The sequence below is a fragment of the Streptomyces sp. NPDC002057 genome, assembly GCF_040296665.1.
In the GTDB taxonomy this organism is placed as follows: Bacteria; Actinomycetota; Actinomycetes; order Streptomycetales; family Streptomycetaceae; genus Streptomyces.
In genome coordinates this window covers 138,208-163,572 of sequence record NZ_JBEOXR010000008.1, presented here as the reverse complement: position 1 = coordinate 163,572, position 25,365 = coordinate 138,208, and the positions used below count along the sequence as shown (strand labels likewise).

The window sequence follows — 25,365 nt, the reverse complement described above, 5'->3', positions numbered from 1 at the left end:
TCCGGTGGATCGGCCGGCAGGACACGATCATGGATTCCGGCAGCTCCGTCGCACATCGCGGGAAGGCGGGAGAAACACCTCCCCCGATCGGGGGAGGCCCCGTGCGAACGGCCCGTCCATACTGGTTGATCATGATCAAGGGACTCCGGCCGCTGCTGCGCCGCTCCACGTACACGGGTGCGCTGTTCGCCTACGGCGCCGTTCTGGCGAGCCTGCCCCTGCTGTCCTTCGCGCTGCTGCCCGCGCTGGCGTGGCGGTCCGCCTCCGAGGGCGTGCAGATCGGCGTGGCCCTGCTGATCTGGGCGGCACTGATCGGCCTGGTCGGCCTCGCCCGCACCACGCGGCGGGTGCTGGTCGCGTCCGCGCGGCGGCTGCTGAGGGTGTCGCTGCCCGAGCCCGTCGCCGTACGGGCCCCGTCCGTGGGCCCGTCCGGCGACGGAACGGCTCCCGCTCCGCCGTCCCGCGCCGACCGCTGGCGCACCCCCCTCTGGCTGCTGCTCCACGTGACGCTCGGATGGACGGGCGCCCTGGCGAGCGGCGTGCTGCTCTTCGTGGGCCTGACCCTCCCCGGGGGATGGCTCGAAGCGGAGCTGGGACTGCACCTGTTCGGACGTTCGGTGCGGGTGGACGGCGGCTGGCAGAGCTGGGCGGTCGCCCTCGGCTGTCTGCTCCTCGCGGCGGCCGTGTGCGCCCTGGTGACGAAGGCCCTGCGGTGGTCGGCGCCCCGACTGCTCGGGCCGTCCGCGGCCGAACGGCTCGCCCTCGCGGCCGAACGCGAGCTGAGGCTGGCCGAACGCAACCGGCTGGCCCACGAGTTGCACGACTCGATCGGCCACACGCTGACCACCACCACGATCCAGGCGGCGGTGGCCGGCGAGGTGCTCTCCGCCGACCCCGTCGCGGCGCGGGCCGCCCTGCGCAGCATCGAGGAGTCGGCCCGGGCCGCCCTGGAGGACCTGGACTACGTGCTCGGTGTCCTGCGCGAACGGGACGCCGAGACGGCACCGGCCCGCACCCTGGCCGATCTGCCCGAGCTGCTCGACCGGTTGCGGCACACGGGCGCGGTGGTGGAGCTGGAGCTGTCCGGGGACCTGGCGCAGGTCCAGGGGACGCTCTCCCGGGCCGCGTACCGCATCCTCCAGGAGGGGCTGACGAACGCGATGCGGCACGGGGCCGGCGGCCCGGTCGAGGTCCGCGTGGCGGCCGCGCCGGACGCACTGGAACTCGGTGTGGTCAACGAGACCGCGACCGGGTCCGGGGCGGGTGCCGGCCCGGGTCCGGGCCGTCGGGGCGCCTTCCCCACGTCCGGTCACGGGCTGCCCGGCCTCGCCGAGCGCGTACGGCTGCTGCACGGGGAGTTCGACGCCGGCCCGGACGGGCCGCGCCGCTGGCGACTGGCCGTCAGGCTGCCCGTACGGTTGTCGGCATGAGCGGCCCCGGCGGCGCACCCGTCACCCTCCTGATCGCGGACGACGACGAGGTGACCCGCAGCGGTCTGCGCACCCTGCTCGCCGCGCAGCCGGGGATCGTGGTGGTCGGTGAGGCCGCCGACGGCGTCGAGGTGCTCGAACAGGCGCGGCGGCTGCGTCCCGACGTGGTCCTCATGGACGTACGCATGCCGCGCCGCAACGGGATCGAGGCCACCCGTCACCTCCTCGCCGAGCCGGCCGGACCGCCCGAAACCGGACCGCCCGAAGCCGGACCGCCCGAAGCGGGTTCGGCCGGACCGCCCAAGGTCGTCGTGATCACCACCTTCGAGAACGACGACTACGTGACCGCCGCGCTCAGCGCCGGGGCCAGCGGCTTCGTACTGAAACGGCTTCCGGTCCGGCAGATCGCGGAGGCGGTACGGGTGGTGGCGGCGGGGGAGGCGATCCTCTTCCCCACCACCCTGCGCCGCATGGTCGCCGCCCGTCCGCTGGACTCGGCGGAGGCGCTGCCCAGGGCGGCGCTCACGGGGCGGGAGGAGGAGGTCCTGCGGCTGATGGCCACCGGCCTGTCCAACCCGGAGATCGCCGAGTCGCTCACGGTGAGCCTGGAGACGGTGAAGACACACGTCGGGAACGTCCTGACCAAGCTCGGCGCGCAGAACCGGACCCACGCGGTCGTCATCGCGTACGAGTCCGGTCTGGTGGTCCCGGGGTTCACCGGCTGAGGCGCGTGGGGTGGACGGGGTGGCCGGGGTGGCCGGGGTGGGGGCACGGGGGTCAGGCCAGGACCTCGATCGTCCACTGCGGGTCCCGGTCGTCCGTACGGACGAAGACGCGCTTGGGGAGCGGGGACCGGTCCTCGAACAGGTCCCGGCCGAGGGCCAGTCCGTTCTGGTCGATCACGTAGGTGCCGTCCCGGAGGTCGGCGAGCGAGGTGACCGTGGTGGAGCCGTCGCCGTCGACGCGCTGGAGCCGCCAGACCGAGGCGGGGGAGTCGTCGGGGCGCACGACCGCGGGGGCGCGCTCGGTGCCCGCCGAGGCGATGGTCTCCTCCGTGCCCTTCGCGGTGAGGCGGAAGCCTTCGTCCGCGCGGGTGACCAGCCACTCCCCGGCCTGCTTCGGGTCGGTGAGGAAGCCGACCAGCGCTCCGTCCTCGACCCCGACCGGGGCCCCCTTCGCGTACAGCTTGACGACCTTGCCGGCGTGCGCCATCTCTCCTCCTGGGGTGGGTGTGCGGGGAGCCACCGGGACCATGCCCGACCGCCCTGTGCCGGGCGCCGGAGAACACGCGGTTCGTAGGCTGTGTGGCGCTGAGAAGTCGTCAGGGAGGGGCAGGTTCCGCGCGCCGTGGAGCAGCATCGGGGCCGGGGCCGGGCCGGGGCTCGGTCGTGGCGGCGGGGGCGAGGCCCGCGACCGGGTCCACCCCGTCCGGTGTCGGTCATCCGGGGCAGCCCGCCGGGTTCCTTCGGCGCGCGACACGCGCCGGCGGGCCGGTGCGGTGTACGGGTAGGGCATGACCATCCCCGTGGACCGGCTCACCGATCCGGCCGTGCGCGCGTTCGTCACGGCCCTCAACGCCAACGACCAGGCGGCCTTCCAGGCGGCCCTCACTCCGGGCGCGACCATGTCCGACGACGGGTCCGACCGGGACCTGGAGGAGTGGACGGAGAAGGAGGTCTTCTCCTCGCGCGGACACATGGAGATCGAGTCCGAGAAGGAGGGCGGGCGGGACCTCGTCGCCCGCTACCGCAACGACACCTGGGGCGAGATGCGCACCCGCTGGCGCTTCACCGTCGACGGCGGCAAGGTCGCCCGCTTCGAGACCGGCCAGGCCTGACCGGCCGCGACGGGCCGGGCCCGACCCCGCCGGGCCCGGCGCGGGCCTGACCCGTCAGGGTCCGACGACCGCCGACCTGACCGCCCGGACCCGGCCCCGACCCGCCGGGTCCGGCGCGGGCGGCACCACCCCGGCCCGGCCCTGACCCGTCAGGGCCCGGCCACCCCGACCTGACCGCCCCGACCTGACCGCCCCGACCTGACCGCCCCGACCTGACCGCCCCGACCGCCCCGACCGCCCGGGCCGTCAGCCTCGGCCGATGTACGGCATGGCCGTCGCCATCACCGTCGCGAACTGCACGTTCGCCTCCAGCGGCAGGGCCGCCATGTGCACCACCGTCGCCGCCACGTCCGCCGCGTCCATCACCGGTTCCGCCGCCAGCTCCCCGTTGGCCTGGAGGATGCCGGTCTGCATGCGGGCCGTCATCTCCGTCGCCGCGTTGCCGATGTCGAGCTGACCGCAGGCGATCCGGTACGGGCGTCCGTCGAGCGACAGGGACTTCGTCAGGCCCGTCATCGCGTGCTTCGTCGCCGTGTACGCGATCGAGTGCGGGCGCGGTACGTGCGCGGAGATCGAGCCGTTGTTGATGATCCGGCCGCCCTGCGGGTCCTGCTCCTTCATCGTGCGGAAGGCCGCCTGGGCGCAGAGGAACGCGCCCGTCAGGTTGACGTCGACGACCGCGCGCCAGGTGTCCGGGTCCAGCTCCTCGACGGGGACGCCGCCGCCCGCGAACGTACCGGCGTTGTTGAAGAGCAGGTCGACGCGGCCGTAGTGGTCCCGCACCGCCCTGAAGAGGGCCGCGACCTCCTCGGCCGAGGTCACGTCCGTCGGGACGGCCAGGAAGTCGCCGGCCGGCAGGGCCGCCGCCGTCTCCTCCAGCGCGCCGGCCCGGCGCCCCGCCAGGGCCACCGACCAGCCGGCCGCCGCCAGGGCGATGGCCACGCTCCGGCCGATGCCCGATCCCGCTCCCGTCACCACTGCGATGCTCATGGGCGCGCAGCGTACGCGAGACGCGTGTCCCATGAACTCATCGTTCCGACACGTGGATGTTCTGTACCCGACAACACGCGGTCGCCCCACCCCCCTCGAATGGCGGACGGACAGCATCCGTCTGGGGAGGGGCACATGGACCACGTACACCAGCACTCGGAGGAACTCCGCGCCGCCGCACGGCACTTCGGACGGCGCGGGTTCCTCACCGTCACCGGGGCCGCCGCCGCGCTCGCCTTCGCCACCCAGCTGCCCGCCGCCGGCGCGGCCGCCGCCGCCGAGCTCGACGGGCGGCGCGTCACCGAGGACCCGTTCACCCTGGGGGTGGCGTCGGGCGACCCGCTGCCCGGCTCCGTCCTGCTCTGGACGCGCCTCGCGCCCCGCCCCTTCGAGCCCGACGGCGGGCTGCCCGCCCACCGCGTCCCGGTCCACTGGGAGCTCGCCCGCGACGAGCGTTTCACCCGGATCGCGCGGCGCGGCCGGGCCACCGCCCACCCGGAGTTCCGGCACACCGTCCACGTCGAGGTCGACCACCTCGACCCCGGCCGCCCGTTCTTCTACCGCTTCCGCGTCGGCGACTGGACCAGCCCCGTCGGCCGCACCCGCACGGCGCCCGCGCCCTGGGCCCGCACCAGCGGCCTCAAGCTCGCCGCCGTCTCCTGCCAGGCGTACCACGACGGGTACTTCACGGCCTACCGGCACCTCGCCCAGGAGGACGTCGACGTCGTCTTCCACCTCGGCGACTACCTGTACGAGTACGCCGTCAACGCCACCGGTGGCGCCCGCGCCTACACCGATCGCACCCTCCCGGCCGTGTTCAACCGGGAGACGCTGACCCTCGACGACTACCGGCTCCGCTACAGCCTCTACAAGTCGGACCCCGACCTGATGGCCGCGCACGCCGCCCACCCCTTCGTCGTCACCTGGGACGACCACGAGACCGAGAACAACTACGCCGGCGGCACCCCCGAGAACAGCGTCCCGCCCGAGGAGTTCCTGCTCCGCCGCGCCGCCGCCTACCGCGCCTACTGGGAGCACCAGCCGCTGCGCGCGCCGCAGCGGCCCGACGGCCCCGACATGCGGCTCTACCGGCGGCTGCGCTTCGGGCGCCTCGCCCAGTTCGACATCCTCGACACCCGGCAGTACCGCTCCGACCAGGCGTACGGCGACGGCTGGCGGGTCCCGGGCCCGGAGTCGGAGAACCCGGCGCGGACGATGACCGGGGCCGCGCAGGAACGGTGGCTGCTCGACGGCTGGCGCCACTCCCGGGCCCGCTGGAACGTCCTGCCGCAGCAGGTCGTCTTCGCCGAGCGCCGCGACCGGCCCACCGCCGACTTCACCCTCTCCATGGACTCCTGGGACGGCTATCCGGCATCCCGGCGGCGGATCCTCGCGGGGGCGGAGGCCGCCGGGGTCGAGAACCTGATGGTGCTCACCGGGGACGTCCACGTCGGCTACGGCCTCGACATCAAGGCCGACTTCCGCGATCCGGCCTCCCGGACGGTCGGCACCGAGATCGTCGCCACCTCGATCACCAGCGGCAAGGACGGTGCCGACAAGCCGTCCAACTACGACCGGCTCTTCCAGGCCAACCCGCACCTGAGGTTCTTCAACGGGCGGCGCGGCTACGTGAAGGTCGCCCTCGGCGAGGACGGCGCCCGGGCCGACTTCCGAACGGTGCCGTACGTGACGACCCCGGGCGCCCCCGTCACCACGGCCGCCTCCTTCGTCACGGAGGCGGGCGATCCGGGCCTCAAGCCCGCGTGACCGGACCCGGGCGATCAGGCCCGCGTGATCGTGCGCGTGCGGTCGGGCGCGCGTGATCGGGCCCGGGCGATCAGGCCCGTGCGACCGGCGTCTCGCCGGGGTAGCGGACGCCGACGCGGTCCCGTACCGCGTCGAGCGTCCGCATCACCGCGAGCGAGCCGTCGAGCGGGACGAGCGGGGACTCGGTCCCGCCCGCCCGCAGGCAGCGCATGACCTCGGCGGCCTCGTGCCGGAAGGAGTGCGGGTCGTCGTCCGACGTGACCTCCTCCGGCTCGTGGCCGGCGCGGTGCAGCGTGAACCGCTCGGGGAAGAAGAACCCGCGCGGGACGTCGATGCGGCCGAGCGTCCCCGTCACGGACGCCGTCAGCGGCGTGTCCGCGACGAGCGAGCAGGACAGCAGGGCCGAGGCCCCCGAGTCCCAGCCGAGCAGCATGCCCGTGTTCAGGTCGACGCCCTCGGGCGAGAGCAGCGCGTGCGCGTGGACCGTGTCGGGCTCGCCCAGGAGGAGCTGCGCGAACGACACCGGGTACACGCCGAGGTCGAGCAGCGCCCCGCCGCCCACCGCCGGGTCCCGCAGCCGGTGGTCCGCCGCGAACGGGCCCGCGAGCCCGAAGTCCGCCTGGACGGTCCTGACCTCGCCGATCGCTCCGTCGCGGACGAGTCCGGCGATCCGCCGGACCAGCGGGTTGCAGTACATCCACATGGCCTCCATGAGGAAGAGGCCGCGGTCCCGGGCGAGGGCGACGAGTTCCTCCGCCTCCCGGGCGTTGAGGGTGAGGGCCTTCTCGCAGAGCACCGCCCTGCCCGCCTCCAGGGCGCGGCCGGCCGCCTCCCGGTGCGCGTGGTGCGGGGTCGCCACGTACACCACGTCGACCTCCTCGTCGGTGAGGAGTCCGTCCCAGCCGCCGTACGCCCGGGGGATTCCGAACCGGTCCGCGAAGGCCTTCGCGGAGGCCTCCGTACGGGACGCCACGGCGACGACCTCGGCGCCGTCGAGCGTCAGGAGGTCCGTCGTGAACCGCTCCGCGATGCCGCCCGTCGCCAGGATTCCCCAGCGAATCGTCTCTCCCACGTTCCCCACCCGTCCCACAGAGGTCTCGATCATGCCGATCGAGCTGAGAGCATAGGCGCGGATTCAACGAAATGGAGCTGTCGATGCCGGAGAGCGGCCAGAAAACAACACAAGGGCACATAACCGAAACGGCCTCGGGTCCCGACACCGCGACCGCCGCCGGACCCGCCGCGACCGCACCCGGACCCGCCGCGACCCCCGCCGTCGCCGCCGCCCGCCGTACGGGGCTGCTCGTCACCCTCGTCCTGGGCGGCCTCACCGCCCTGCCCCCGCTCTCCATGGACATGTACCTGCCGGCGCTGCCGGAGGTCACCGGCGCGCTGAGCGCCCCCGCCGCCACCGTCCAGCTCACCCTCACCGCCTGCCTCGCCGGCATGGCCCTCGGTCAGCTCGTCGTCGGCCCCATGAGCGACAAGTGGGGCCGCCGCCGCCCGCTGCTCATCGGCATGGTCGTGTACGTCCTCGCCACCGCCGTCTGCGCCCTCGCGCCCACCGCCGAACTCCTCATCGGCTTCCGGCTGCTCCAGGGCCTCGCGGGCGCCGCCGGCATCGTCATCGCCCGCGCGGTCGTCCGCGACCTGTACGACGGCGTGGAGATGGCCCGGTTCTTCTCCACCCTGATGCTGATCTCCGGCGTCGCCCCGATCATCGCGCCCCTCATCGGCGGCCAGATCCTGCGGATCACCGACTGGCGGGGCGTCTTCCACGTCCTCACCGTGATCGGCGTCCTCCTCACCCTCGTCGTCTGGCGCTTCCTCGACGAGACGCTCCCCGCCGAGCGGCGGCACGAGGGCGGGGTCGGCGAGGCCCTGCGCACCATGAAGGGGCTGGTCACCGACCGCGTCTTCGCCGGGTACATGCTGACCGGCGGCCTCGCCTTCGCCGCCCTCTTCGCCTACATCTCGGCCTCGCCGTTCGTGGTCCAGGAGATCTACGGGGCCTCGCCGCAGACCTTCAGCCTGCTCTTCGGCCTCAACTCGATCGGGCTCGTCGCCGTCGGCCAGATCAACGGCAAGCTGCTCATCGGCCGCGTCAGCCTCGACAAGGCGCTCGGCTGGGGCCTCGGCACGATCCTCGTCTCCGCCCTCGCGCTGCTCCTCATGACCAGCGGCGTCTTCGGGGAGGTCGGGCTCGTCCCGGTCGCCGCCGGACTCTTCGTCCTCATGTCGGCGATGGGCCTCGCCATGCCGAACACCAACGCCCAGGCCCTCATGCGCACCCCGCACGCCGCCGGTTCGGCGTCCGCGCTCCTCGGCACCACCTCGTTCCTCGTCGGCGCCGTCGCCTCCCCGCTCGTCGGCATCGCGGGCGAGCACACCGCCGTCCCCATGGCGGTCGTCCAGCTGACCTGCGCCGTCCTGGCCCTGGCCTGCTTCCTGGGCCTCTGCCGACCGTGGCAGTCGGCCGCGGCAAAGACCCCGGCCGGGCCCGAGACCGCCTGAGCGCCCGGGCCGGAGCCGGGACCGGGGCCCCGGACCGGCCGGGACCGAGCCGCCTGGGGCTGCCGATCCGGCCGCCTAGACTGTCGCGGTGAACGCCTCCGCTCCCTCCGCCGACTCCCTGCGCGCCGCCCTCGCCGGGCTCCTCGACGGGCTGCCGCCCCGCCAGGCCGCCCAGGCCGTCGACCGGCTGATCGCCAACTACCGGGGCACCACCCCGACGGACGCCCCCGTGCTGCGCGACCGCTCCGACGTCGCCGCGTACGCCGCGTACCGGATGCCGGCGACCTACGAGGCGGTACGGGGCGCCCTCGACGCGCTGCGGGAGGCGGCGCCCGACTGGGAGCCGCGTACCCACACGGACGTCGGCGGCGGCACGGGCGCGGCGAGCTGGGCCGTCGCCGAGGCCTGGGCGGACGAGCCGCCCCGCACCACCGTCCTCGACTGGGCGGAGCCCGCCCTCGCGCTCGGCCGCGAGCTGGCGGCCGGAGCCCTCGACGCCGAGTGGCGCACCGCCCGGATCGGCGGCGCGCTGAAGCTCGCGGAGACCGACCTCGTCACCGTCTCGTACGTGCTCAAGGAGCTGACCCCGGCGGACCGGGCGGCGCTCGTGGCGGAGGCGGCGCGGGTGGCGCGGACCGTCGTGATCGTCGAGCCCGGCACCCCCGACGGCTACGAGCGGATCATCGCGGCCCGCACGCTGCTCGTCGAGGCCGGGTTCACCGTCGCCGCGCCCTGCCCGCACAGCGGGGCCTGCCCGATCGAGCCGGGCGCCGACTGGTGCCACTTCTCGGCCCGGGTGAGCCGCTCCTCGCTGCACCGGCAGGTGAAGGGCGGCTCGCTGCCGTACGAGGACGAGAAGTACAGCTACGTGGCGGCGACCCGCTTCCCGCCGGCGCCGGCGGCCTCCCGCATCACCCGCAGGCCCCAGATCCGCAAGGGCCTGGTCCTGCTCGAACTGTGCGGCCCCGACGGCCTGACCCGTGACACGGTCACCAAGCGCCACGGGCCCCTGTACAAGCAGGCCCGTGATGCCGCGTGGGGCGACCCCTGGCCGCCGGAGGACCAGGGCTGAGGGTCCGCGCGTCACCCTGCCGCCGCAGGTCGGGCGACGGCGGGCCCCTGCCGCCGGTCGGGCGACCCGGAGCGGCGGACACGCCGTGGGTATGACCCGGGCACCCGCGCCCACCTGCATACTCTGCGGACATGGCGGCCCTTGAGCAGACACGTCTTGCCCTCGTCCTCAACGGCGGTGTGAGCCTGGCCGTCTGGATGGGCGGGGTGACACACGAGATCGACCTGCTCCGGCGGGCCTCCCGGGCCGTCCACGCGGACAGCTCGGAACCGAACTTCGTCGACCCGGCCGACCGGGCCGTCTTCACGCTCTGGCAGCGCGTCGTCCGCGAGGCGAACACACAGGTCCTCGTCGACGTCATCGCGGGCACGTCGGCCGGCGGTCTCAACGGCTCCCTGCTGGCCGCCGCCATCGGCCGGGGCGCGGCGCTGCCGAATCTCCGCGACACCTGGCTGGACGCGGCGGCGCTCACGGACGACAAGCTGCTGAAGAACCCGCCGTACAACAGCGTCCTGGACGGGCGGTTCTTCCAGGAGACCATCGGCGACATCCTGCGCGACGTGGAGGGGAACGAGAAGAAGGCCGAGCCCGTGACGCTCTTCGTCACCGCGACGGCGCTCGACGGCGTGCCCGAGGACTTCCAGGACGGCTTCGGGGGACGCTTCGACGTCGCCGACCACCGCAGGATCTACAAGTTCCAGCACGACCCCGACGCGGTCGTCTTCCGCAAGGCCACCGCCCCCTGCGAGATCTGGAAGATCGAGCCCCGGAGCCGCAAGGACTTCCTGGACGACGAGGTCCTGGGCCGGCTCGACCTGGCCGCCCGTGCCTCCGCCGGATTCCCGCTGGCCTTCGCCCCCGTCGACGAGTCGCCCCTGCTGGAGCAGCGGGTCCGGCCGCACCCCCAGATCCCGAGCCGCGGCCGGGACCGGGCCAGCTGGATCGTCGACGGGGGCCTCCTCAACAACGCCCCCTTCGGGCCGGTGCTCGAAGCGATCTCGGACCGGCGGGTGGACGGCCCGGTGCGGCGGGTGCTCGTCTTCGTGGTCCCCTCGTCCGGAGTGGCCCAGCGGCACGTGGACAGCCTGGCCCCGTCCAAGGCCACCGAATGGCCGTCGGTCCTCGGCACGGCCGTCAACTACCCGCGCGAGGCGGACTTCCGGACCGGTACGGCCGAGCTGCGCGAGCACATGGGCCGGCACTCCCACACCCGCCACCAGGAACTCTTCGAGCGCCAGCTCCACCCCGAGTCGGGTAGGACGCTGCGGGTGGAGCTGCTCGACGTCGCCCAGAAGCTCTTCGGCGAATACCGGGACAGCCGCATCGTGGCCGCCGCGTGGAAGATCAGGCAACTGCGGGAGGAGGGGCGGGGGATCCGCTCCCTGACCGGCATCCCGCACGAGAACGCCCTGGCCATCCTGAAGAACGGCGCGTCGCCCGAAGGCTGGGTGCCGGAGTCCGCGACGGCGCTGACGACGCCGGACCACAGCACGTGGGGGTGGGGCGTCCACGGTGTCGAACGGCTGCTGTGGACGCTCGCGGCGGACATCGAGAAGCGGCTGAAGGCCACGCGGCGCGGGGCGAACGCGCCGCCCTGCGCCCCGACCGAGGAGACGGCGCGGGAACGGGAGCGGGAGGAGCGCCGTCTCGCCGAGGCCCTGGACGCGCTCAGTTCCCGCGTACGGGGCGTGCACGCCGTGACCGACCGGGTGTTCGGACTGCTGCGCAACGTCGAGACGGCCGGCGGTGACCCCGCGCGCCGGAAGGGGGCCGACCGGGGGCCGATCGCCACGATGAACGCGATCTACGCGGAACTCGGCCTGGGTCGCATCCTCGGCGAACAGGTCGAGGAAGCCGTCCGCGCCTACGTGACGGCGACGGCCGATCCCGGTGGGGACGGCCCCGGGGAGCCCGACGGAGAGCGCGAGCGGACGATCCTCCAGGCCTGCCTCGTCGCGGAGGTGGTGGCACAGGCCTTCTCCTCACCGGAGGAGCTGGTGGAGCACACGCCCCCGTTCGAGTTCCTGCGGCTGGGACCCGACGAGCACAGTCCGCTCTTCCCCCTGGACAAGTACGCGCCCCTCGGCGAACGCAAGCTGTACGGCATCCGCCTCGACCACTTCGGGGCCTTCGTCGACCCGCGCTGGCGCGAGTCCGACTTCACCTGGGGGCGGCTCGACGGAGCGCACCACCTGCTGCGGCTGTTCGTCGCGGGCCACCAGGAGCGGCGCGCCCTCGAACTGGAGCTGCACGAGGCCATCCTCGCGGCCGAGATCGGCGACGAGCGGATGCGCCGGAACCTCGACGAGCTCGCCGAGCCGGACGACACGAAGCTCTTCACGAACTACCTCAAGACCGAGAAGGGGCGGCACACCGCGGGAAGGATGCTCGAAGCGGTGCTCAGCATCCTGGTGGGCAAGGGATCGCCGATCAGCGGACCGTGGGCCGAGGCGGGCCGGACCATGTTCTGGCGGGCCTTCGGCCGGAAGGTGCCCCCGCTGCAGAGGCCCTGGCCCTCCCGCTTCGCCGGCCTGCCCGGACGGCGGCTGTGGTGGCGGCAGGCCACCAGGAATCCCTCGGGGATCCTGCTGTGGACGATGCTGACGGCCGTCGTGACGTACCTCGCCGCCGTCGTCGGCACGATGGCGATCGCGCTCCTGATCAAGCTGTCCTGGAAGGAGGCGTGGGGCTGGCTGCTGCTGCTCGTCGTCGGCTTCGGAGTGCCCCTCGTCTTCCTGCTGGAGTTCATGGGCACCGCGGTCCACAGCTGGTGGACCGCGCGGCGGCGACGGCGGACGCGCCGGCCCGGGAGGAAGAACGGCCGAACGGCGGGTCCGGACCCGGACGCCCCCTAGGCGGCGCCCGGAAGGCCGACCGCGGACTGACTCCTGCATCCCGCCGGGCCCGGGAAGGGCCCGGCGGGCGGGCGCTAGGGCCGCAGCTCCTGGGTGCAGCACTTCACGCTGCCGCCGCCCTTGAGCAGTTCGCCCAGGTCCATGCCGATCGGCTCGAAGCCCCGCTCGCGCAGCGGGTCGAAGAGGCCCACCGCCGCCTGGGGGAGCAGGACGTTGCGGCCGTCGCCGACCGCGTTGAGGCCGAGGGCCGCCGCGTCCTCGGCCGTCGCGATCAGGGCGTCCGGGAAGAGCCGGGCGAGCACCCTGCGGCTGCCGGGGGAGAAGGCGTCCGGGAAGTACATGACCTCGTCGGTGGCGTCGTCCAGGACGGACAGCGCCGTGTCCAGGTGGTAGTACCGCGGGTCCACCAGCTCCAGGCTGATCACCGGGCGCCCGAAGAACTCCTGCACCTCGTCGTGGGAGAGCGGGCTGGAGCGGAAGCCGCGCCCGGCGAGGATCCAGGAGGCGGTGACGGCGAAGTCGCCCTCGCCCTCGTTGACGTGCTCCGGGACCCGTACGTCGTCCTCCGCCCAGCCGTTCCGCCGGAACCAGGCCAGGTGCGCCTCGGCCTCGGCCGCGCGCTCGCGGTGGGCGAACCTCGCGCCGAGGACCCGGCCCTCGACGACGGTGGCGCCGTTCGCCGCGAAGACCATGTCGGGCAGCGCCGGGTCGGGGGTGAGCAGCTCGACGGTGTGGCCGAGCGCGCGGTAGCGGTCGCGCAGGTCCTCCCACTGGGTGAGGGCCAACGGCAGGTCGACCGGTTTCGTGGGGTCCATCCAGGGGTTGATGGAGTACGTCACCGCGAAGTGCGTGGGTGGGCACATCAGGTAACGGCGGGGCGAGGACGTGCGCGGAGTGGTGCGCAATGAGGGCTCCTCACGGAAGGGGCGGGACTGGATGGACCCCATGGTCCGCCTTCCGGGCCCTGCGCGCAGTGGACCGTTCGGGTGGTTCGGAACCGGCCAGGGGGGTCCGTCGGCTTCGGCCACCCTCATGCGAGACGCGGCGTCTCGTACGCTGCTAGGTTGGGGCCATGTCCGAGACCAAGGCCCCCGACGCCTCCCGCCGCAGCGAACGCTCCCGCCGTGCCATCTTCGACGCCGCCCTCGCCCTCGTCACCGAGACCGGCTACGCCAGGACCACCATCGAGGGCATCGCCGCCCGCGCCGGCGTCGGCAAGCAGACCATCTACCGCTGGTGGCCCTCCAAGGCGGCCGTCCTCCTCGACGCCTTCCTCGACCTCCAGACCCGGACCGCCGAAGCGCTCGGCGGCGACGCCGACAGCGGGATCCCCGACACCGGCGACCTCGCCGCCGACCTGAAGCAGGTCCTGCGCGCCACCGTGGACGAACTGAACGACCCGACCGTCGACGGGCCCACCCGCGCCCTCGCCGCCGAGGGCGTCGTCGACCCCGAGCTCGGCGCCCGCTTCACCGCCGCGCTGCTCGAACCCCAGCTCCAGCACTACGTCCGCCGCATCGAGGCCGCCCAGGCGGCCGGCGACGTCGACCCGGACGTCGACCCCCGCGTCGCCCTCGAACTCCTGGTCGGCCCCCTCCACCACCGGTGGATCCACCGCACCCTTCCCCTGACCCACGCCTACGCCGACACCCTCGTCGACCTGGCCCTACGGGGCCTCGCGCACAAGGGCTGAAACGTCTCTGCCCACCCCGGTTCCGCACTCCGGTCACCCGAAGCGCAGGATGGTGGGACCATGGGCAGAGCCGAACGGGCGAGCATGAGGTGTGAGGGGATAGATGGGCGACGGTATCGGCCGCTACCGCGGCACGGAGAGCAAACTCGCACAGTGGCTGCGCAGGCGCCCGAAACGCACCGCGGCCGACGACGAGAACGACCGCGAGACGCTGCTCCTGGCCGCCGCTGCCGCCGGGCTGCCCCTGGCCCCCGCCGCGTACCCCGTCGGCTACAGCTGTTCCTGTGAGCGGATCGGCTGTCCCACCCCCGCCCGGCACCCCGTCTCCTTCGCCTGGCAGACGCAGTCGACCACCGACCGCGCCCAGATCGAGCGCTGGGCCCGCAACGAGCCCGAGGCGAACTTCATCACCGCCACCGGCATGGTCCACGACGTCCTCGACGTCCCGATGGCCGCCGGCCGCGCCGCCCTGGAGCGCCTCCTCGCCGAGGGCGTCGAGGTCGGGCCGGTCGCCGAGTCCGCCGACGTCGACACCGTCGGCGGGCGGATGCTCTTCTTCACCGCCACCCGCGGCACCCCCGAGGACGAGGACGAGTGGTGGCCGTGTGAGCTGGACTGCCACCCCGAGACGATGGACGAGCACCCGGGGCTCCGCTGGCACTGCCGGGGCAGCTACGTCCTCGTACCGCCCGCCCGGCTTCCCGGGGACGAGGACGACCGTCCGGTCGTCGCCTGGCTCCGCGGCCCCGAGCACCCGCTGCCCGACCCGCTGAACCTCCTGGAGACCCTCCAGGACGCCTGTGCCCGCCACGTCGCGGCGCGCGAGGCGGAGGGTGACGGCGAGCACACGGCCCACGAGATCGCCTGGCCCCTGACCCGCTGAGGCCGGCCTCACGCGTCAGGAGCCCGCCCGGCTCACGAGCCCTGCGCGCCCACCACGCCCTGCAGCCGGCCGCTGATCGTGACCCCGTCGCCGGCCGCGCCCGCCGGCCGCACCAGGGCCACCTGGTTGGACACCCACTCCTTGGTGACCGTGTTCTTGACCTCGCCGGTCAGCAGGGCCTTGACGGCGGGGTCGACCTTGGGCCGGTAGCCCGGCGCCGCCGTCTGCCGCTCGAAGGACCGCGTCGCGAAGAAGACGAGCGCGCCGCCGTCCTTCGTCCGCAGCCCCAGCGGCGCGAAGTCCCCCTGGTCGGCCGCCCGGTCGATGTACTGCGTGGCGAGCCCCGGCCGTTTGGCGCCCTTCTGCCGCTGCTCCCGCCACAGGGTCGTGTGCGCCCCCGGCGCGAACGGCCCCGGCGTCCCGTCCTTCAGATACGCGACGTACCGCGCGCCGAGGTCCTCGGGCGCGACCGCCAGCGCGTCGGTGCCCGCGGCGACCGGCACCGCGTACCCGCCCTCCTCGGCGAACTCGGGCACCTGCGACGAACCGAGGATCACCAGGTGGGCCACCTCCCACAGCTGCTGGGGCCCGTTGCGCACGAAGACCAGGAGCCAGCGCTTGTCGCCGGCCCCCTGGTCGGTGTCCCGGTTGGAGTCGGTGTCCGCGAGGAACCAGCGCGGCCAGCCCGCCTTCTTGGGCAGGACGAACCGCGCGTCCGTCAGTTCGAGGGGCCGGTGGTTCTTGTTGCCGCCGGGGCTCGTGACCGCCCGGGCGCGCAGACCGGCCTGGTTGATCTCCCCGAGCGGACCGGTGACCCGGCCCGCGTCCAGGGCGGGGTCGAAGGCCTTGTCGGCCTTGTTGTAGGCGGCGGTGAACTCCGCGAGGGCCTGCGCGGCCTCGGCCTCCGTGGCCGGGGGCATCAGCGCCAGCTCGCCGTGCACGGTCACACAGCCGCTCGCCGTCAGCGTCAGGACGGTCGCCGCGGCCGTCGCCGCGAGGAGCCTCGCGGGCCGTCGTGCCGACAGCCGCTCAAGCGGTCGTCCCGGAGCTCGCCTCAGCGTCAGCCTTCTCATCGGTCGCCTTCTGCTTCTTCACCCGCACGGACGGACCCGACCCTATCGGGGCCAGGAACAGCGCGAGCGTCGGGACCAGATACAGCGCCCACACCGTGACCTGAAGGACCGTCGGGTTCGGCTGGAAGTTGAAGACGCCCTTGAGGAGCGTGCCGTACCAGCTGTCCGGCGGGATCGTCGCCGAGACGTCGAAGGCCTTGTTCGCGAGGCCGTCGAGGAAGCGGGCCTCCTGGAGGTCGTGCACGCCGTACGCGAGGACGCCCGCCGCCACCACGACCAGCATCCCGCCGGTCCAGGTGAAGAACGACGCCAGGTTGATCCGCACCGCGCCCCGGTAGAAGAGCCGGCCGAGCAGGACCGCCGTGAGCAGGCCGAGCAGGACACCGGTCAGCGGCGCGTACGTGCCGTCGGACGAGGCGCGCACCGACGCCCACACGAAGAGCGCCGTCTCCAGGCCCTCGCGGCCCACCGCCAGGAAGGCGGTGGCGACCAGCGCGCCGGTGCCCATCCGCAGGGCCGCGTCCAGCCTGCCGTGCAGCTCTGCCCTGAGGTGCCGGGCCGTGCGCCGCATCCAGAAGACCATCCAGGTCACCAGGACCACCGCGACGATCGACAGGGAGCCGCCGAGCAGCTCCTGCGCCTCGAAGGTCAGCTCCTGGGAGCCGAACTCCAGCGCGGCGCCGAAGGCCAGGGACACGGCGACGGCCACGCCGATGCCGGTCCAGACCGGCCTGAGCGCGTCCCGGCGCCCGGTCTTCACCAGGTACGCGACGAGGATGCAGACGACCAGGCTGGCCTCAAGGCCCTCGCGCAGGCCGATCAGATAGTTGCCGAACACGTCGGTTCCCTCCCTGGGATACGTGAAGAGCTACGCGAACAGCGCCCGGCCCCACCAGTCGTCCTTGTCGCGGACGCCCGGCGGGACGGCGAACAGCGCCGAACCCACGTGCTGGATGTACTCGTTGAGGGTGTCCGCGCGGGCGAGCGAGGTCTGCACCGGGATGAAGCCGGTGCGGACGTCCCTCTGGTACGCCAGGAAGAACAGGCCCGCCTCCAGGCGCCCGAGTCCGTCCGTGCCGTCGGTGAAGGAGTAGCCGCGCCGCAGGATCGTCGCCCCGGCGTTGGTGTCCGGGTGGGCGAGCCGGACGTGGGAGTCCGGCTTCATCGCCTTCAGGAACGGCTCGTCGTGCTCCTTCGCCTTGCCGACCGGCGCGCCCTCGCGCTTGTCGCGGCCGAAGATGTCCTCCTGCTCGGCGAGCGGCGTACGGTCCCAGGTCTCGACGTTCATCCGGATGCGGCGGGCGACGAGGTACGAGCCGCCGTCCATCCAGGCGGCGGCGCCCCGGGCGTCCCGGCCCGAGACCCACACGTGCCGGTCCAGCCGCTCGGTCTCGGTGCCCGCGATGTTGCGGGTGCCGTCCTTGAAGCCGAACAGGTTGCGCGGGGTCTGGGCGTCCGGGGTCGTCGAGGACGTCTTGCCGAAGCCCAGCTGCGACCAGCGCACCGCGACCCTGCCGAAGCCGATCCGTGCCAGGTTGCGGACGGCGTGCACGGCGACCTGCGGGTCGTCCGCGCACGCCTGCACGCACAGGTCGCCGCCGCTGCGCGCCGGATCGAGGTTGTCGCCCGGGAACCTGGGCAGCTCCACCAGGGCCCCGGGCCGCCTGTCCTTCAGCCCGAACCGCCCGTCGAAGAGCGAGGGGCCGAAGCCGATGGTGAGGGTGAGGCGGGAGGCCCGGAGACCGAGGGCCTCGCCGGTGTCGTCCGGCGGGGCCTCCGGCAGACCGCCGTAAGCGCCCTCGCCGACCTCGGCGCCGGCCGTCATCCGCTCGGCGGCCCGCGTCCAGTCCTTGAGGAGCCGGACCAGCTCGGCCCGGTCGGTCGTCGTCACGTCGAAGGCCGCGAAGTGCAGCCGGTCCTGCACGGCGGTGGCGATGCCCGCCTGGTGCGGGCCGTGGAACGGCACGGCCGCGCCGCTGTCGGAGACGGGGACGGAGGCGTCCCCGTCCCGGGTCAGGCCGACGGCGCCGCCGGCCGCGGCGGCACCGAGCGCGAGCCCGGCACCGCCCCAGGCGATGACCGTACGGCGGGAGGCGCCCCGCGCCGGCTGTTCCTGCTTCTCGGACATGTCCGGGTGCCCGTCCGCTACTTGACGACGGCGGCGGCGAGCTTGGAGAGCGGCTCGGCCAGCGCGTTGACGCCGTCGGAGAGCTCCTTGCGCTCGGGCTTGCCGACCTTCTCGTACGAGGTGAAGACGTAGCCCGTCTTGTCCGTGCGGTACTTGTCGAGCAGCGTGTTCAGCGCGGCGAACCGCTTCTCCAGGTCGGCGACGAGCGCGGGGTCGTTCTTCGACGCGACCGGCTTGAGCAGGTCGAAGGACTTCTGCGCGCCCTCGACGTTCGCCTTGAAGTCGACGAGGTCGGTGTGGGAGTAACGCTCCTCCTCGCCGGTGACCTTGCCGGTGGCGACCTCGTCCAGGAGCTCCTTGGCGCCGTTGGCCATCGAGGTCGGGGTGATCTCGGCCTTGCCGACCCGCTTCACCCAGTCCGCGAGGTCCCGGTCGAGGAGGCCGGCCAGCTCCTTCTCGCGCTCGCCGATCTTCTTGTCCTGCCAGAGGGCCTTCTCCAGGCGGTGCCAGCCGGTCCAGTCCTTCGCCGGGTCCTGGCCCGCCTCCAGGCCGTCCTCGCGGACGTCGACCTTGGGGTCGATGTCGCCGAAGGACTCGGCGACCGGCTCGGTGCGCTCCCAGCCGATGCGGGACTCGGCGTAGGCCTTCTTCGCGCCCTCGACGTCACCGGCGCGGACGGCGTCCGTGAAGACCTTCACCTTGGGCAGGGTCGCGTCGGCCTGTGCCTGGACGTACTGGCGGTAGGCGGCGACGGCCGCGTCCATCTCGGGGGAGCGCTTGGCGCCCGCGGCTCCGCCGGTGGCCTTCACCTGCTGACGGATGCCGTCGCCGACCATGCCGGGCTTGCAGGCGATCGCGTAGTCGCCGGCCTTGATCTCGGCGGTGATCGTGGCCCTGGTGCCGGGGCCGATGTTCTCGCGCTCGGTGACGATCCGGTCGTCCGGGTACAGGACGTAGACCTCGGTCACCTTGGAGCCGCGGTTCTCGACGGCCAGCTTCAGGTGACCGGCCGGGAACTCCTTCTCGGAGACCTCGCAGGAGTCGTCCTTGGCGACGACGGTGATCGCGCCGTCGTCCCCCTTGGCGTCGCTCTTCTCGGTGCAGCCCGTGACGGCGGCCAGCGCCGCCGCGGTCGCTGCGGCGGTGACGACGGAGAGGCGAACGGCGCGCATGAGGACTCCAGGAACACGGGTACGGGGGACTGAGGCGGACCTAACTTAACCGAGGCTTACCTCAGCCATACCCACCCGTCCAGTGATTCGGCTCTCAGATCCGGCGGACCGGACACGGCGGGATCACAGGGGTTCCACGGAGTCCTCATGGGGCGGTCAAGGGCGGGTCAAGGGAGGGGAATCGCCCCGGTTCCCGCTACCTGTCCGCCCGCTTCGGCACGACGAGCGGGACACCGGTCCGAGGGTGCGGGAACACCTCCACCGGCTGCCGGTACACCCGGCTCAGCAGCGCCTCCTCCAGGACCTCCGACGGCGGCCCCTCGACCGCGACCCGGCCTCCGTGCAGCACCCCGACCCGGTCCGCGTGCGCGGCCGCGAGCCCGAGGTCGTGGAGGACGACCACCACGGCGTCCCCGGCCGCGGCCCGCTCCCGGCAGACCCGCAGCACCAGTTCTTGGTGGCGCAGGTCCAGGGCGGCCGTCGGCTCGTCGAGCAGCAGCAGACCGGTCCGCTGGGCCAGGACCCTGGCCAGCGCGACCCGGGCCCGCTCGCCGCCCGACAGCGCGGAGAACGGGCGCTCGGCGAAGGCCTCGACCTCGGTGGCCGCCATCGCGTCCGCGACCGCCGCCCCGTCCTCGTCCTCCCGCTCGGTGCCCGCCCAGGGGGCCCGGCCCATCCGGACCACGTCGGCCACGGCGAAGGGGAAGGAGAGCGCCGCGTCCTGCGGCAGCACCGCCCGCCGCAGTGCGAGTTCACCGGGCGTCCACCCGGCCGCCGGCCGGCCCCCGATCCGTACCTCTCCCCTGCTCGGCGCGAGATCGGCGGCGAGTGCGGCGAGCAGCGTGGACTTCCCCGCCCCGTTCGGTCCGACCAGGGCGAGCACCTCTCCGGCCCGCACCTCGATCCCGACCCCGTCCAGGACCGGCCGGCCGCCGCGCTCGACCCGCACCCCGACCGCCTCCGCGACCACCTCGCCGGGCGTGGCGGGGGAGGGCAGCGTGCGGGCGCGCCGGTTCGGGAGCATCGGGAGCAGTCCTCGAATCCGTACGGACGTCATGCCCAACCACCTTGCCTACGACGGGTCCTGCGCAGCAGCCAGAAGAAGAACGGGCTGCCGAGGAGGGCGGTGAGGACGCCCAGGGGAAGTTCGGCCGGGGCCGCGACCGTACGGGCCGCGAGGTCACCGGCGGTGAGGACGACCGCTCCGCCCAGCGCGCTGCCCGGCACCAGGAAGCGGTGGCCCGGTCCGTTCACCATCCGCAGCAGGTGCGGGACGAGCAGACCGACGAAGGTGATGATGCCGGCCACCGCCACCGCGGCCGCCGTGAGCAGCGCCACCACGAGGATCAGGGCGACCCGCAGCCGCTCCACGTCCACGCCCAGATGGCGGGCGGGCCGCTCGCCGAGCGCGAGGAGGTCGAGCCGGCGGGCGTAGAAGGGGGCGACGACCAGGCCGAGGAGCGCGCACGGCAGGACGGCGAGGACCTTGGGCCAGGTGGCCTGGGCGAGCGAGCCGAGCTGCCAGAAGGTGATCTGGGTGACCTGCGCGTTGTCGGCGAAGAAGATGAAGAGACCGATGAGGGCGCCCGCGAAGGCGTTCACCGCGATACCCGTGAGGATCAGCGTCACCACCTCGGTACGGCCGCCGGAGCGGGACATCGCGTACACGAGGAGCACGGTCGCGAGCCCGGCGACGAAGGCGCAGACGGTGATCGTCCAGTTGCCGAGGAAGGTGAGGCCGAGCGCGATGGCGCCGACCGCGCCGACGGCCGCGCCGGCCGAGATGCCGATGACGCCCGGCTCGGCGAGCGGGTTGCCGAACACGCCCTGCATCAGGGCGCCCGCGCAGCCGAGCGAGGCGCCTACGAGGACGGCGAGGACGACCCGGGGGAGCCGGATGTTCCACAGGACGCTCTCGGCGGTGCGGTCGAGCGCGTGGCCGCCGAGACCGATCCGGTGCTGGACGGAGGCGAGGACGTCGCCGAGCGGGATCTCGTACGCGCCGATGCCGGCGGAGAGCAGTGCGAGCAGGAGCAGGGCGCCGAGGAGGCAGAGGGTGAGGACGGGGGCGGCGGCACGGCGGCGGGGGGCGGGCTTCGCCGTGGCGCCGGGCACCCCGGCCTCGGGGTCGGACGGGCCGGTCGGTCGGGTCGGGTGGGGCTTGGCGGCCTCGGGACCGGCCGCCGCGGTCGCGCTCGCCTCCGCGCTCGCCTCCGCGCTCGTCTCCGAGCTCCCCTCCGCGCTCGCGTCGGCGGTCGGGTCCGTCGGGGCGGCCGTCTCCGCTTCCCGCGGGGTCTTCTGGAGCGCCGTCACTTCCCCTCCCCGTACAACTGGCCGACCAGGGACTTCAGTACCTGGTCGGTGCGGGGGCCGTAGTTGAGGAGCACGCCGTCGTCGACGGTGACGACCCGGCGGTCGGCGCCGGCCGGGGTCTGGGCGACGCCCGGGACCTTCACCAGGCCGTCGATCCCGCCGACGGAGTCGAGCCCCTTGCTCATGACGAGGATCGCGTCGGGCGCGGCCTGCGCCAGGGCCTCGCTGGTGATCGGGGTGAAGTCCTTGGTCAGGCCGGACTCCTTGCCCGCGTCGATCGCCCCGGCGGCTTCGAGGAGCGAGCTCGCGCCGGACTCCGCCCCGCCGAGCAGGTAGACGGCGGCCGAGCCGCGGACGTACAGGAAGGCCACGCGCGGCTTCTCCTCGCGGGCCGGGATCCCCTTCCGTACGGCGTCGATCCGTTCCTGGGTGCGCTCGCGGAGCGCGGCGCCGGAGTCCGGTACGCCGAGGGCGGCGGCGACCGCGTCGATCCGGGTGCCGACATCGGCGAGCGACGTGGCGGGCTTCACGACGACGAGGGGGATGCCCGCGTCCCGGATCTGGGCGATGGCCTCGGCGGGGCCCGTGGTGCCCTCGGCGATGACGACGGTGGGCTTGAGCGAGAGCACGCTCTCGGCGGAGACGTCGTGGGCGCGGGTCACCACCGGGAGCTTCTCGGCCTGTTCGAAGGTGGCGGTGATGTCGCGGGCGACGACCTGCCCGCCGAGGCCGAGGGTGAAGACGATCTCGTTGAGGGAGCCGCTGAGCGGCACGATCCGCTCGGTGGAGGTGACCGTGGTCCGACGCCCGTCGGCCGAGGCGACGGTGACGGGCAGTCGCGGCACGGCCGGGGCGGCGAGCGGCTCGACCCGGTCGGGCGCGGTGGAAGCACCGGTGGAGGCGCCGCTTCCGGGGCCGGGCGCGCTGCCGCCCCCGTCGCCGCAGCCGGTCGCCCCGAGGGCGAGGGCGAGCACTGCTGTCAGCGCTCCCGCGAGGCGAGTTCTGCGCACCGGACACCGTCCTGTCGATCGTTCTGCTGCGTTCTGCGGTGGTACGTGAAGGTTCGGCCCGGTGGGGATACCTTCCGAGGCTCGATGTAGCTTAGGTTAGCCTTACCTCGCTTGCCAGCCCTCGGAGGGGTTCCATGATGCTGTCCAGACCCGCCCGCGCGCTCGCCGTGACCCTGTTCGCGGCGCTGCTCGCCGCCCTCGTACCCGCCAGCGCCGCCCACGCGGAGAGCCGCACCGTGCAGGGCGGACGGCTCGACTGGGGCATCAAGTCCTCCTTCCAGAGTTACGTCACCGGCCCCATCGCCCAGGGCAGTTGGGGCCTCACCGGCGGAGCCGCCACGGTCGGCGGCAGCCAGTTCCGCTTCCACTCCGCCCAGGGCTCGTACGACCCGGCGACCGGCGCCTTCGAAGCCGCCTTCTCCGGCGGCGTCCGCTTCACCGGCCACCGCAAGGCCGACGGCACCAACGAGCTCGACCTCACCATCAGCCGCCCGCGGATCCGCATCCAGGGCGGAAACGGCACCCTCTACGCCGACATGGCGAGCAAGGCCAAGGGCAGCGGCCGCGTGACCACCTCGTCCCAGGTGCCGCTCGCCACCCTCGGCCTCGGCGGCATCGACATGCGCGGCGGAGGCAGCCCCGTCTCGCTCGCCGGCGTGCCCGCCACCCTGACCTCGCAGGGCGCCGCCGCCTTCGCCGGCTACTACCCGGCCGGCACCCCCCTCGACCCCGTCAGCCTGACCGTCGACGTCGAGGCGCCGCGGCAGGCGCCGCCGACCACGGCACCCACCACCGCGCCGCCCGCCACCAAGCCTTCCGCGAGCGCCTCCGCGACCCCCTCGGCCACCACGAGCGCCCCCGCCGGAAGCCTCCGCGACGCGGCGGTCGACTGGGGGGTGCGCCGCACCTTCCGCGAGTACGTCACCGGCGCCATCTCCCAGGGCGAGTGGACGCTCGCCGACGGCGCCCAGGACGGCGGCGCGCTCTTCCGCTTCACCGGCGGCAAGGGCACGTACGACCCGAGGAAGGGCACCCTCGACGCCGCCTTCGCGGGCAGCGTCCGCTTCACCGGCGCCCACCTCGACCTCACTCTCGGCAAGGTCACCGTGAAGGTCACCGGCGGCACCGGAACCCTCAGCGCCGACGTCACGAGCACCGGGAAGACCGACAAGGCCGTCCCCCTCGTCACCTTCGCCGCCCGTGACCTCACCCCGAAGAACGGCCTCGCCGCCGTCACCGAGGCCCCCGCCACCCTCACCGAGGGCGGCGCCAAGGCCTTCGGCGGGATGTACAGGGCCGGGACCGCGATGGACCCGGTGTCCCTCGCCGTCACCGTCGACGCCAAGGCGAAGCTGCCCGCGCTCCCGGACCTCGGCAGCGAGGCCACCCGGTCCGCCGCCCCGTCGAAGCCGGCCACCCCCGCCGCCTCCGCCGCCGCGGCCCCCGCACCCGCCGCCGAGTCCTCCTCGTCCTCCACGGGCACGTACCTCGCGATTGGCGCGGGCGTGCTGCTCGCCGCCGCGCTCGCCGTCTTCGCCGCCGTACGCCGTCGTCGTACCGGCGGCACCCCCTCGGCCTGACCCTCCAGGGTCGGACCCCCCACGCCACATCTCCCGCGCACCCCCCTTGCGCCCCGCGTCCCACCTAGGAGAACCCCGTCATGGCCATCCCCTTGCGCCGATCCGTCACCCTGGCCGCCGCCGTCGCCACGGCCGCCGCCCTGGGCACGGGCGCCGTCGTCCTCGCCCTGCCCGCGGCGGCCGAGGGCGCGCCGCCGGTGACGCTCGTCGACGGCACCCTGGACTGGGGCATCAAGCAGTCCTTCCGCTCGTACCTCGCGATGCCCTTCGCCCACGGGAAGATCACCGTCGGGGGCGGCGCCACACAGGCCGCGAGCAACGGCGTCTTCACCTTCGTCGACGGCACCGGTACGTACGACATGGGCACCCACGGCACCGCCACCGGCTTCAAGGGCAGCGTCCACTTCGAGGCCCACGAGGGCGCCCTCGACATCCTGATCTCGGACGTCAAGCTGTCGACGAAGGGCTCGGCGCCGACCGGCGAGATCACCGCCGACGTCGTCACCAAGGAGAAGGACGGCTCCGTCAGCACCCGCGACGACATCGCCTTCGCCGCGCTCGACATGACGGGCATCCGGCCGGGTCAGGGCGCCGGCGGCGCGATGGTGTTCAAGGACATACCGGCGAAGCTGACGAAGGACGGCGCGGCGGCGTTCGCCGGCTTCTACAAGGAGGGTGACGCGCTCGACGCGGCCACGCTCACGGTGAAGGCGGGCGGCCGCCCGACGACCCCGCCGCCGACGGTGCCTCCGACCACGGAGCCCCCGACCACGGCGCCGCCGACGACGGAGCCGCCGACGACGGAGCCGCCGACGACGGAGCCGCCGACGACCGAGCCTCCGACGACGGAGCCTCCGACGACGGAGCCTCCGACGACGGAGCCTCCGACCACGGAGCCTCCGACGACGGAGCCTCCGACCACGGCGCCCCCGACGACGGAGCCGCCCACGACGGAGCCTCCGACCACGGCCCCGCCGACCACCGAGCCTCCGACCACGGCCCCGCCGACCACCGAGCCTCCGACCACGGCCCCGCCGACCACCGAGCC

22 protein-coding genes are annotated in these 25,365 nt (G+C 73.8%); 11 read left to right on the top strand and 11 right to left on the bottom strand.

Annotation, left to right across the window (positions count from 1 at the left end):
* Positions 1–131 precede the first annotated feature (131 nt).
* Complete coding sequence (locus ABT129_RS09860; RefSeq protein ID WP_351898866.1) at positions 132–1,430, top strand: sensor histidine kinase; 1,299 nt, start codon at positions 132–134, stop codon at positions 1,428–1,430.
* Complete coding sequence (locus tag ABT129_RS09855; RefSeq protein WP_351898864.1) at positions 1,427–2,155, top strand: response regulator transcription factor; 729 nt, start codon at positions 1,427–1,429, stop codon at positions 2,153–2,155. The genes ABT129_RS09860 and ABT129_RS09855 overlap by 4 nt, the downstream gene beginning before the upstream one ends.
* A gap of 52 nt (positions 2,156–2,207) precedes the next feature.
* Here the strand turns inward: ABT129_RS09855 and ABT129_RS09850 are convergent, their stop codons facing one another.
* Entirely contained in the window at positions 2,208–2,642 is a 435-nt protein-coding gene (locus ABT129_RS09850; RefSeq protein WP_351898862.1) for a ricin-type beta-trefoil lectin domain protein, read from the bottom strand.
* A gap of 301 nt (positions 2,643–2,943) precedes the next feature.
* Here ABT129_RS09850 and ABT129_RS09845 point away from each other — a divergent pair, with 301 nt between their 5' ends.
* Positions 2,944–3,267: a nuclear transport factor 2 family protein gene (locus ABT129_RS09845; RefSeq protein ID WP_351898859.1), complete on the top strand. Its 324-nt coding sequence runs from the start codon at positions 2,944–2,946 to the stop codon at positions 3,265–3,267.
* Positions 3,268–3,513: 246 nt separating this feature from the next.
* Here ABT129_RS09845 and ABT129_RS09840 read toward each other — a convergent pair whose 3' ends face one another.
* Positions 3,514–4,290: an SDR family oxidoreductase gene (locus ABT129_RS09840; protein ID WP_351898857.1), complete on the bottom strand. Its 777-nt coding sequence runs from the start codon at positions 4,288–4,290 to the stop codon at positions 3,514–3,516.
* A 102-nt stretch (positions 4,291–4,392) separates the two neighbouring features.
* Here ABT129_RS09840 and ABT129_RS09835 point away from each other — a divergent pair, with 102 nt between their 5' ends.
* On the top strand, positions 4,393–6,024 hold the full coding sequence (locus tag ABT129_RS09835; RefSeq protein WP_351898854.1) for an alkaline phosphatase D family protein: 1,632 nt from the start codon (positions 4,393–4,395) through the stop codon (positions 6,022–6,024).
* Between the two features lie 70 nt (positions 6,025–6,094).
* Here ABT129_RS09835 and ABT129_RS09830 read toward each other — a convergent pair whose 3' ends face one another.
* On the bottom strand, positions 6,095–7,129 hold the full coding sequence (locus ABT129_RS09830) for a Gfo/Idh/MocA family protein (RefSeq protein ID WP_351898852.1): 1,035 nt from the start codon (positions 7,127–7,129) through the stop codon (positions 6,095–6,097).
* Positions 7,130–7,179: 50 nt separating this feature from the next.
* On the opposite strand from ABT129_RS09830, the gene ABT129_RS09825 reads away from it, so the two are divergent.
* The 3 genes from ABT129_RS09825 to ABT129_RS09815 all read left to right on the top strand — a co-directional run bounded on the left by ABT129_RS09825 (position 7,180) and on the right by ABT129_RS09815 (position 12,465).
* The gene (locus tag ABT129_RS09825) at positions 7,180–8,538 is read left to right on the top strand and encodes a Bcr/CflA family multidrug efflux MFS transporter (RefSeq protein WP_351898987.1); all 1,359 of its coding nucleotides are present in this window, start codon (positions 7,180–7,182) and stop codon (positions 8,536–8,538) included.
* 88 nt (positions 8,539–8,626) lie between these two features.
* A complete protein-coding gene (locus ABT129_RS09820; protein ID WP_351898850.1) occupies positions 8,627–9,610 on the top strand; it encodes a small ribosomal subunit Rsm22 family protein in 984 nt (327 codons plus the stop codon).
* A gap of 131 nt (positions 9,611–9,741) precedes the next feature.
* Positions 9,742–12,465: a patatin-like protein gene (locus ABT129_RS09815; protein WP_351898847.1), complete on the top strand. Its 2,724-nt coding sequence runs from the start codon at positions 9,742–9,744 to the stop codon at positions 12,463–12,465.
* A 74-nt stretch (positions 12,466–12,539) separates the two neighbouring features.
* Here the strand turns inward: ABT129_RS09815 and ddaH are convergent, their stop codons facing one another.
* Complete coding sequence (gene ddaH, locus ABT129_RS09810; protein ID WP_502981703.1) at positions 12,540–13,328, bottom strand: dimethylargininase; 789 nt, start codon at positions 13,326–13,328, stop codon at positions 12,540–12,542.
* A 209-nt stretch (positions 13,329–13,537) separates the two neighbouring features.
* Between ddaH and ABT129_RS09805 the strand changes: the two genes are divergently transcribed.
* Both ABT129_RS09805 and ABT129_RS09800 read left to right on the top strand, forming a co-directional pair.
* Positions 13,538–14,158, top strand: a complete 621-nt coding sequence (locus ABT129_RS09805; RefSeq protein ID WP_351898842.1) for a TetR/AcrR family transcriptional regulator — start codon at positions 13,538–13,540, stop codon at positions 14,156–14,158.
* A gap of 103 nt (positions 14,159–14,261) precedes the next feature.
* Complete coding sequence (locus ABT129_RS09800) at positions 14,262–15,041, top strand: bifunctional DNA primase/polymerase (RefSeq protein ID WP_351898840.1); 780 nt, start codon at positions 14,262–14,264, stop codon at positions 15,039–15,041.
* 32 nt (positions 15,042–15,073) lie between these two features.
* Here ABT129_RS09800 and ABT129_RS09795 read toward each other — a convergent pair whose 3' ends face one another.
* The 7 genes from ABT129_RS09795 to ABT129_RS09765 form a co-directional block, all read right to left on the bottom strand.
* A complete protein-coding gene (locus ABT129_RS09795; RefSeq protein WP_351898837.1) occupies positions 15,074–16,114 on the bottom strand; it encodes an SCO2278 family lipoprotein in 1,041 nt (346 codons plus the stop codon).
* Positions 16,071–16,952: an iron uptake transporter permease EfeU gene (gene efeU / locus ABT129_RS09790; RefSeq protein WP_351898835.1), complete on the bottom strand. Its 882-nt coding sequence runs from the start codon at positions 16,950–16,952 to the stop codon at positions 16,071–16,073. Before efeU ends, ABT129_RS09795 begins: the two co-directional genes overlap by 44 nt.
* A 30-nt stretch (positions 16,953–16,982) precedes the next feature.
* Positions 16,983–18,242 (bottom strand): iron uptake transporter deferrochelatase/peroxidase subunit, encoded by a 1,260-nt coding sequence (gene efeB, locus ABT129_RS09785; RefSeq protein ID WP_351898832.1) that lies wholly within the window; start codon positions 18,240–18,242, stop codon positions 16,983–16,985.
* Between the two features lie 17 nt (positions 18,243–18,259).
* Positions 18,260–19,414, bottom strand: coding sequence for an iron uptake system protein EfeO (efeO, locus tag ABT129_RS09780; RefSeq protein ID WP_351898830.1), 1,155 nt, complete (start codon positions 19,412–19,414; stop codon positions 18,260–18,262).
* A gap of 196 nt (positions 19,415–19,610) precedes the next feature.
* Positions 19,611–20,471, bottom strand: coding sequence for a heme ABC transporter ATP-binding protein (locus tag ABT129_RS09775; RefSeq protein ID WP_502981699.1), 861 nt, complete (start codon positions 20,469–20,471; stop codon positions 19,611–19,613).
* Positions 20,468–21,529, bottom strand: coding sequence for a FecCD family ABC transporter permease (locus tag ABT129_RS09770; protein WP_351898981.1), 1,062 nt, complete (start codon positions 21,527–21,529; stop codon positions 20,468–20,470). Before ABT129_RS09770 ends, ABT129_RS09775 begins: the two co-directional genes overlap by 4 nt.
* A gap of 194 nt (positions 21,530–21,723) precedes the next feature.
* On the bottom strand, positions 21,724–22,737 hold the full coding sequence (locus tag ABT129_RS09765) for a heme/hemin ABC transporter substrate-binding protein (protein ID WP_351898828.1): 1,014 nt from the start codon (positions 22,735–22,737) through the stop codon (positions 21,724–21,726).
* 134 nt (positions 22,738–22,871) lie between these two features.
* Here ABT129_RS09765 and ABT129_RS09760 point away from each other — a divergent pair, with 134 nt between their 5' ends.
* Positions 22,872–24,317, top strand: a complete 1,446-nt coding sequence (locus ABT129_RS09760) for an HtaA domain-containing protein (protein WP_351898825.1) — start codon at positions 22,872–22,874, stop codon at positions 24,315–24,317.
* A gap of 80 nt (positions 24,318–24,397) precedes the next feature.
* The coding region (locus ABT129_RS09755; RefSeq protein WP_351898823.1) for an HtaA domain-containing protein at positions 24,398–25,365 on the top strand (968 nt) is incomplete at its 3' end.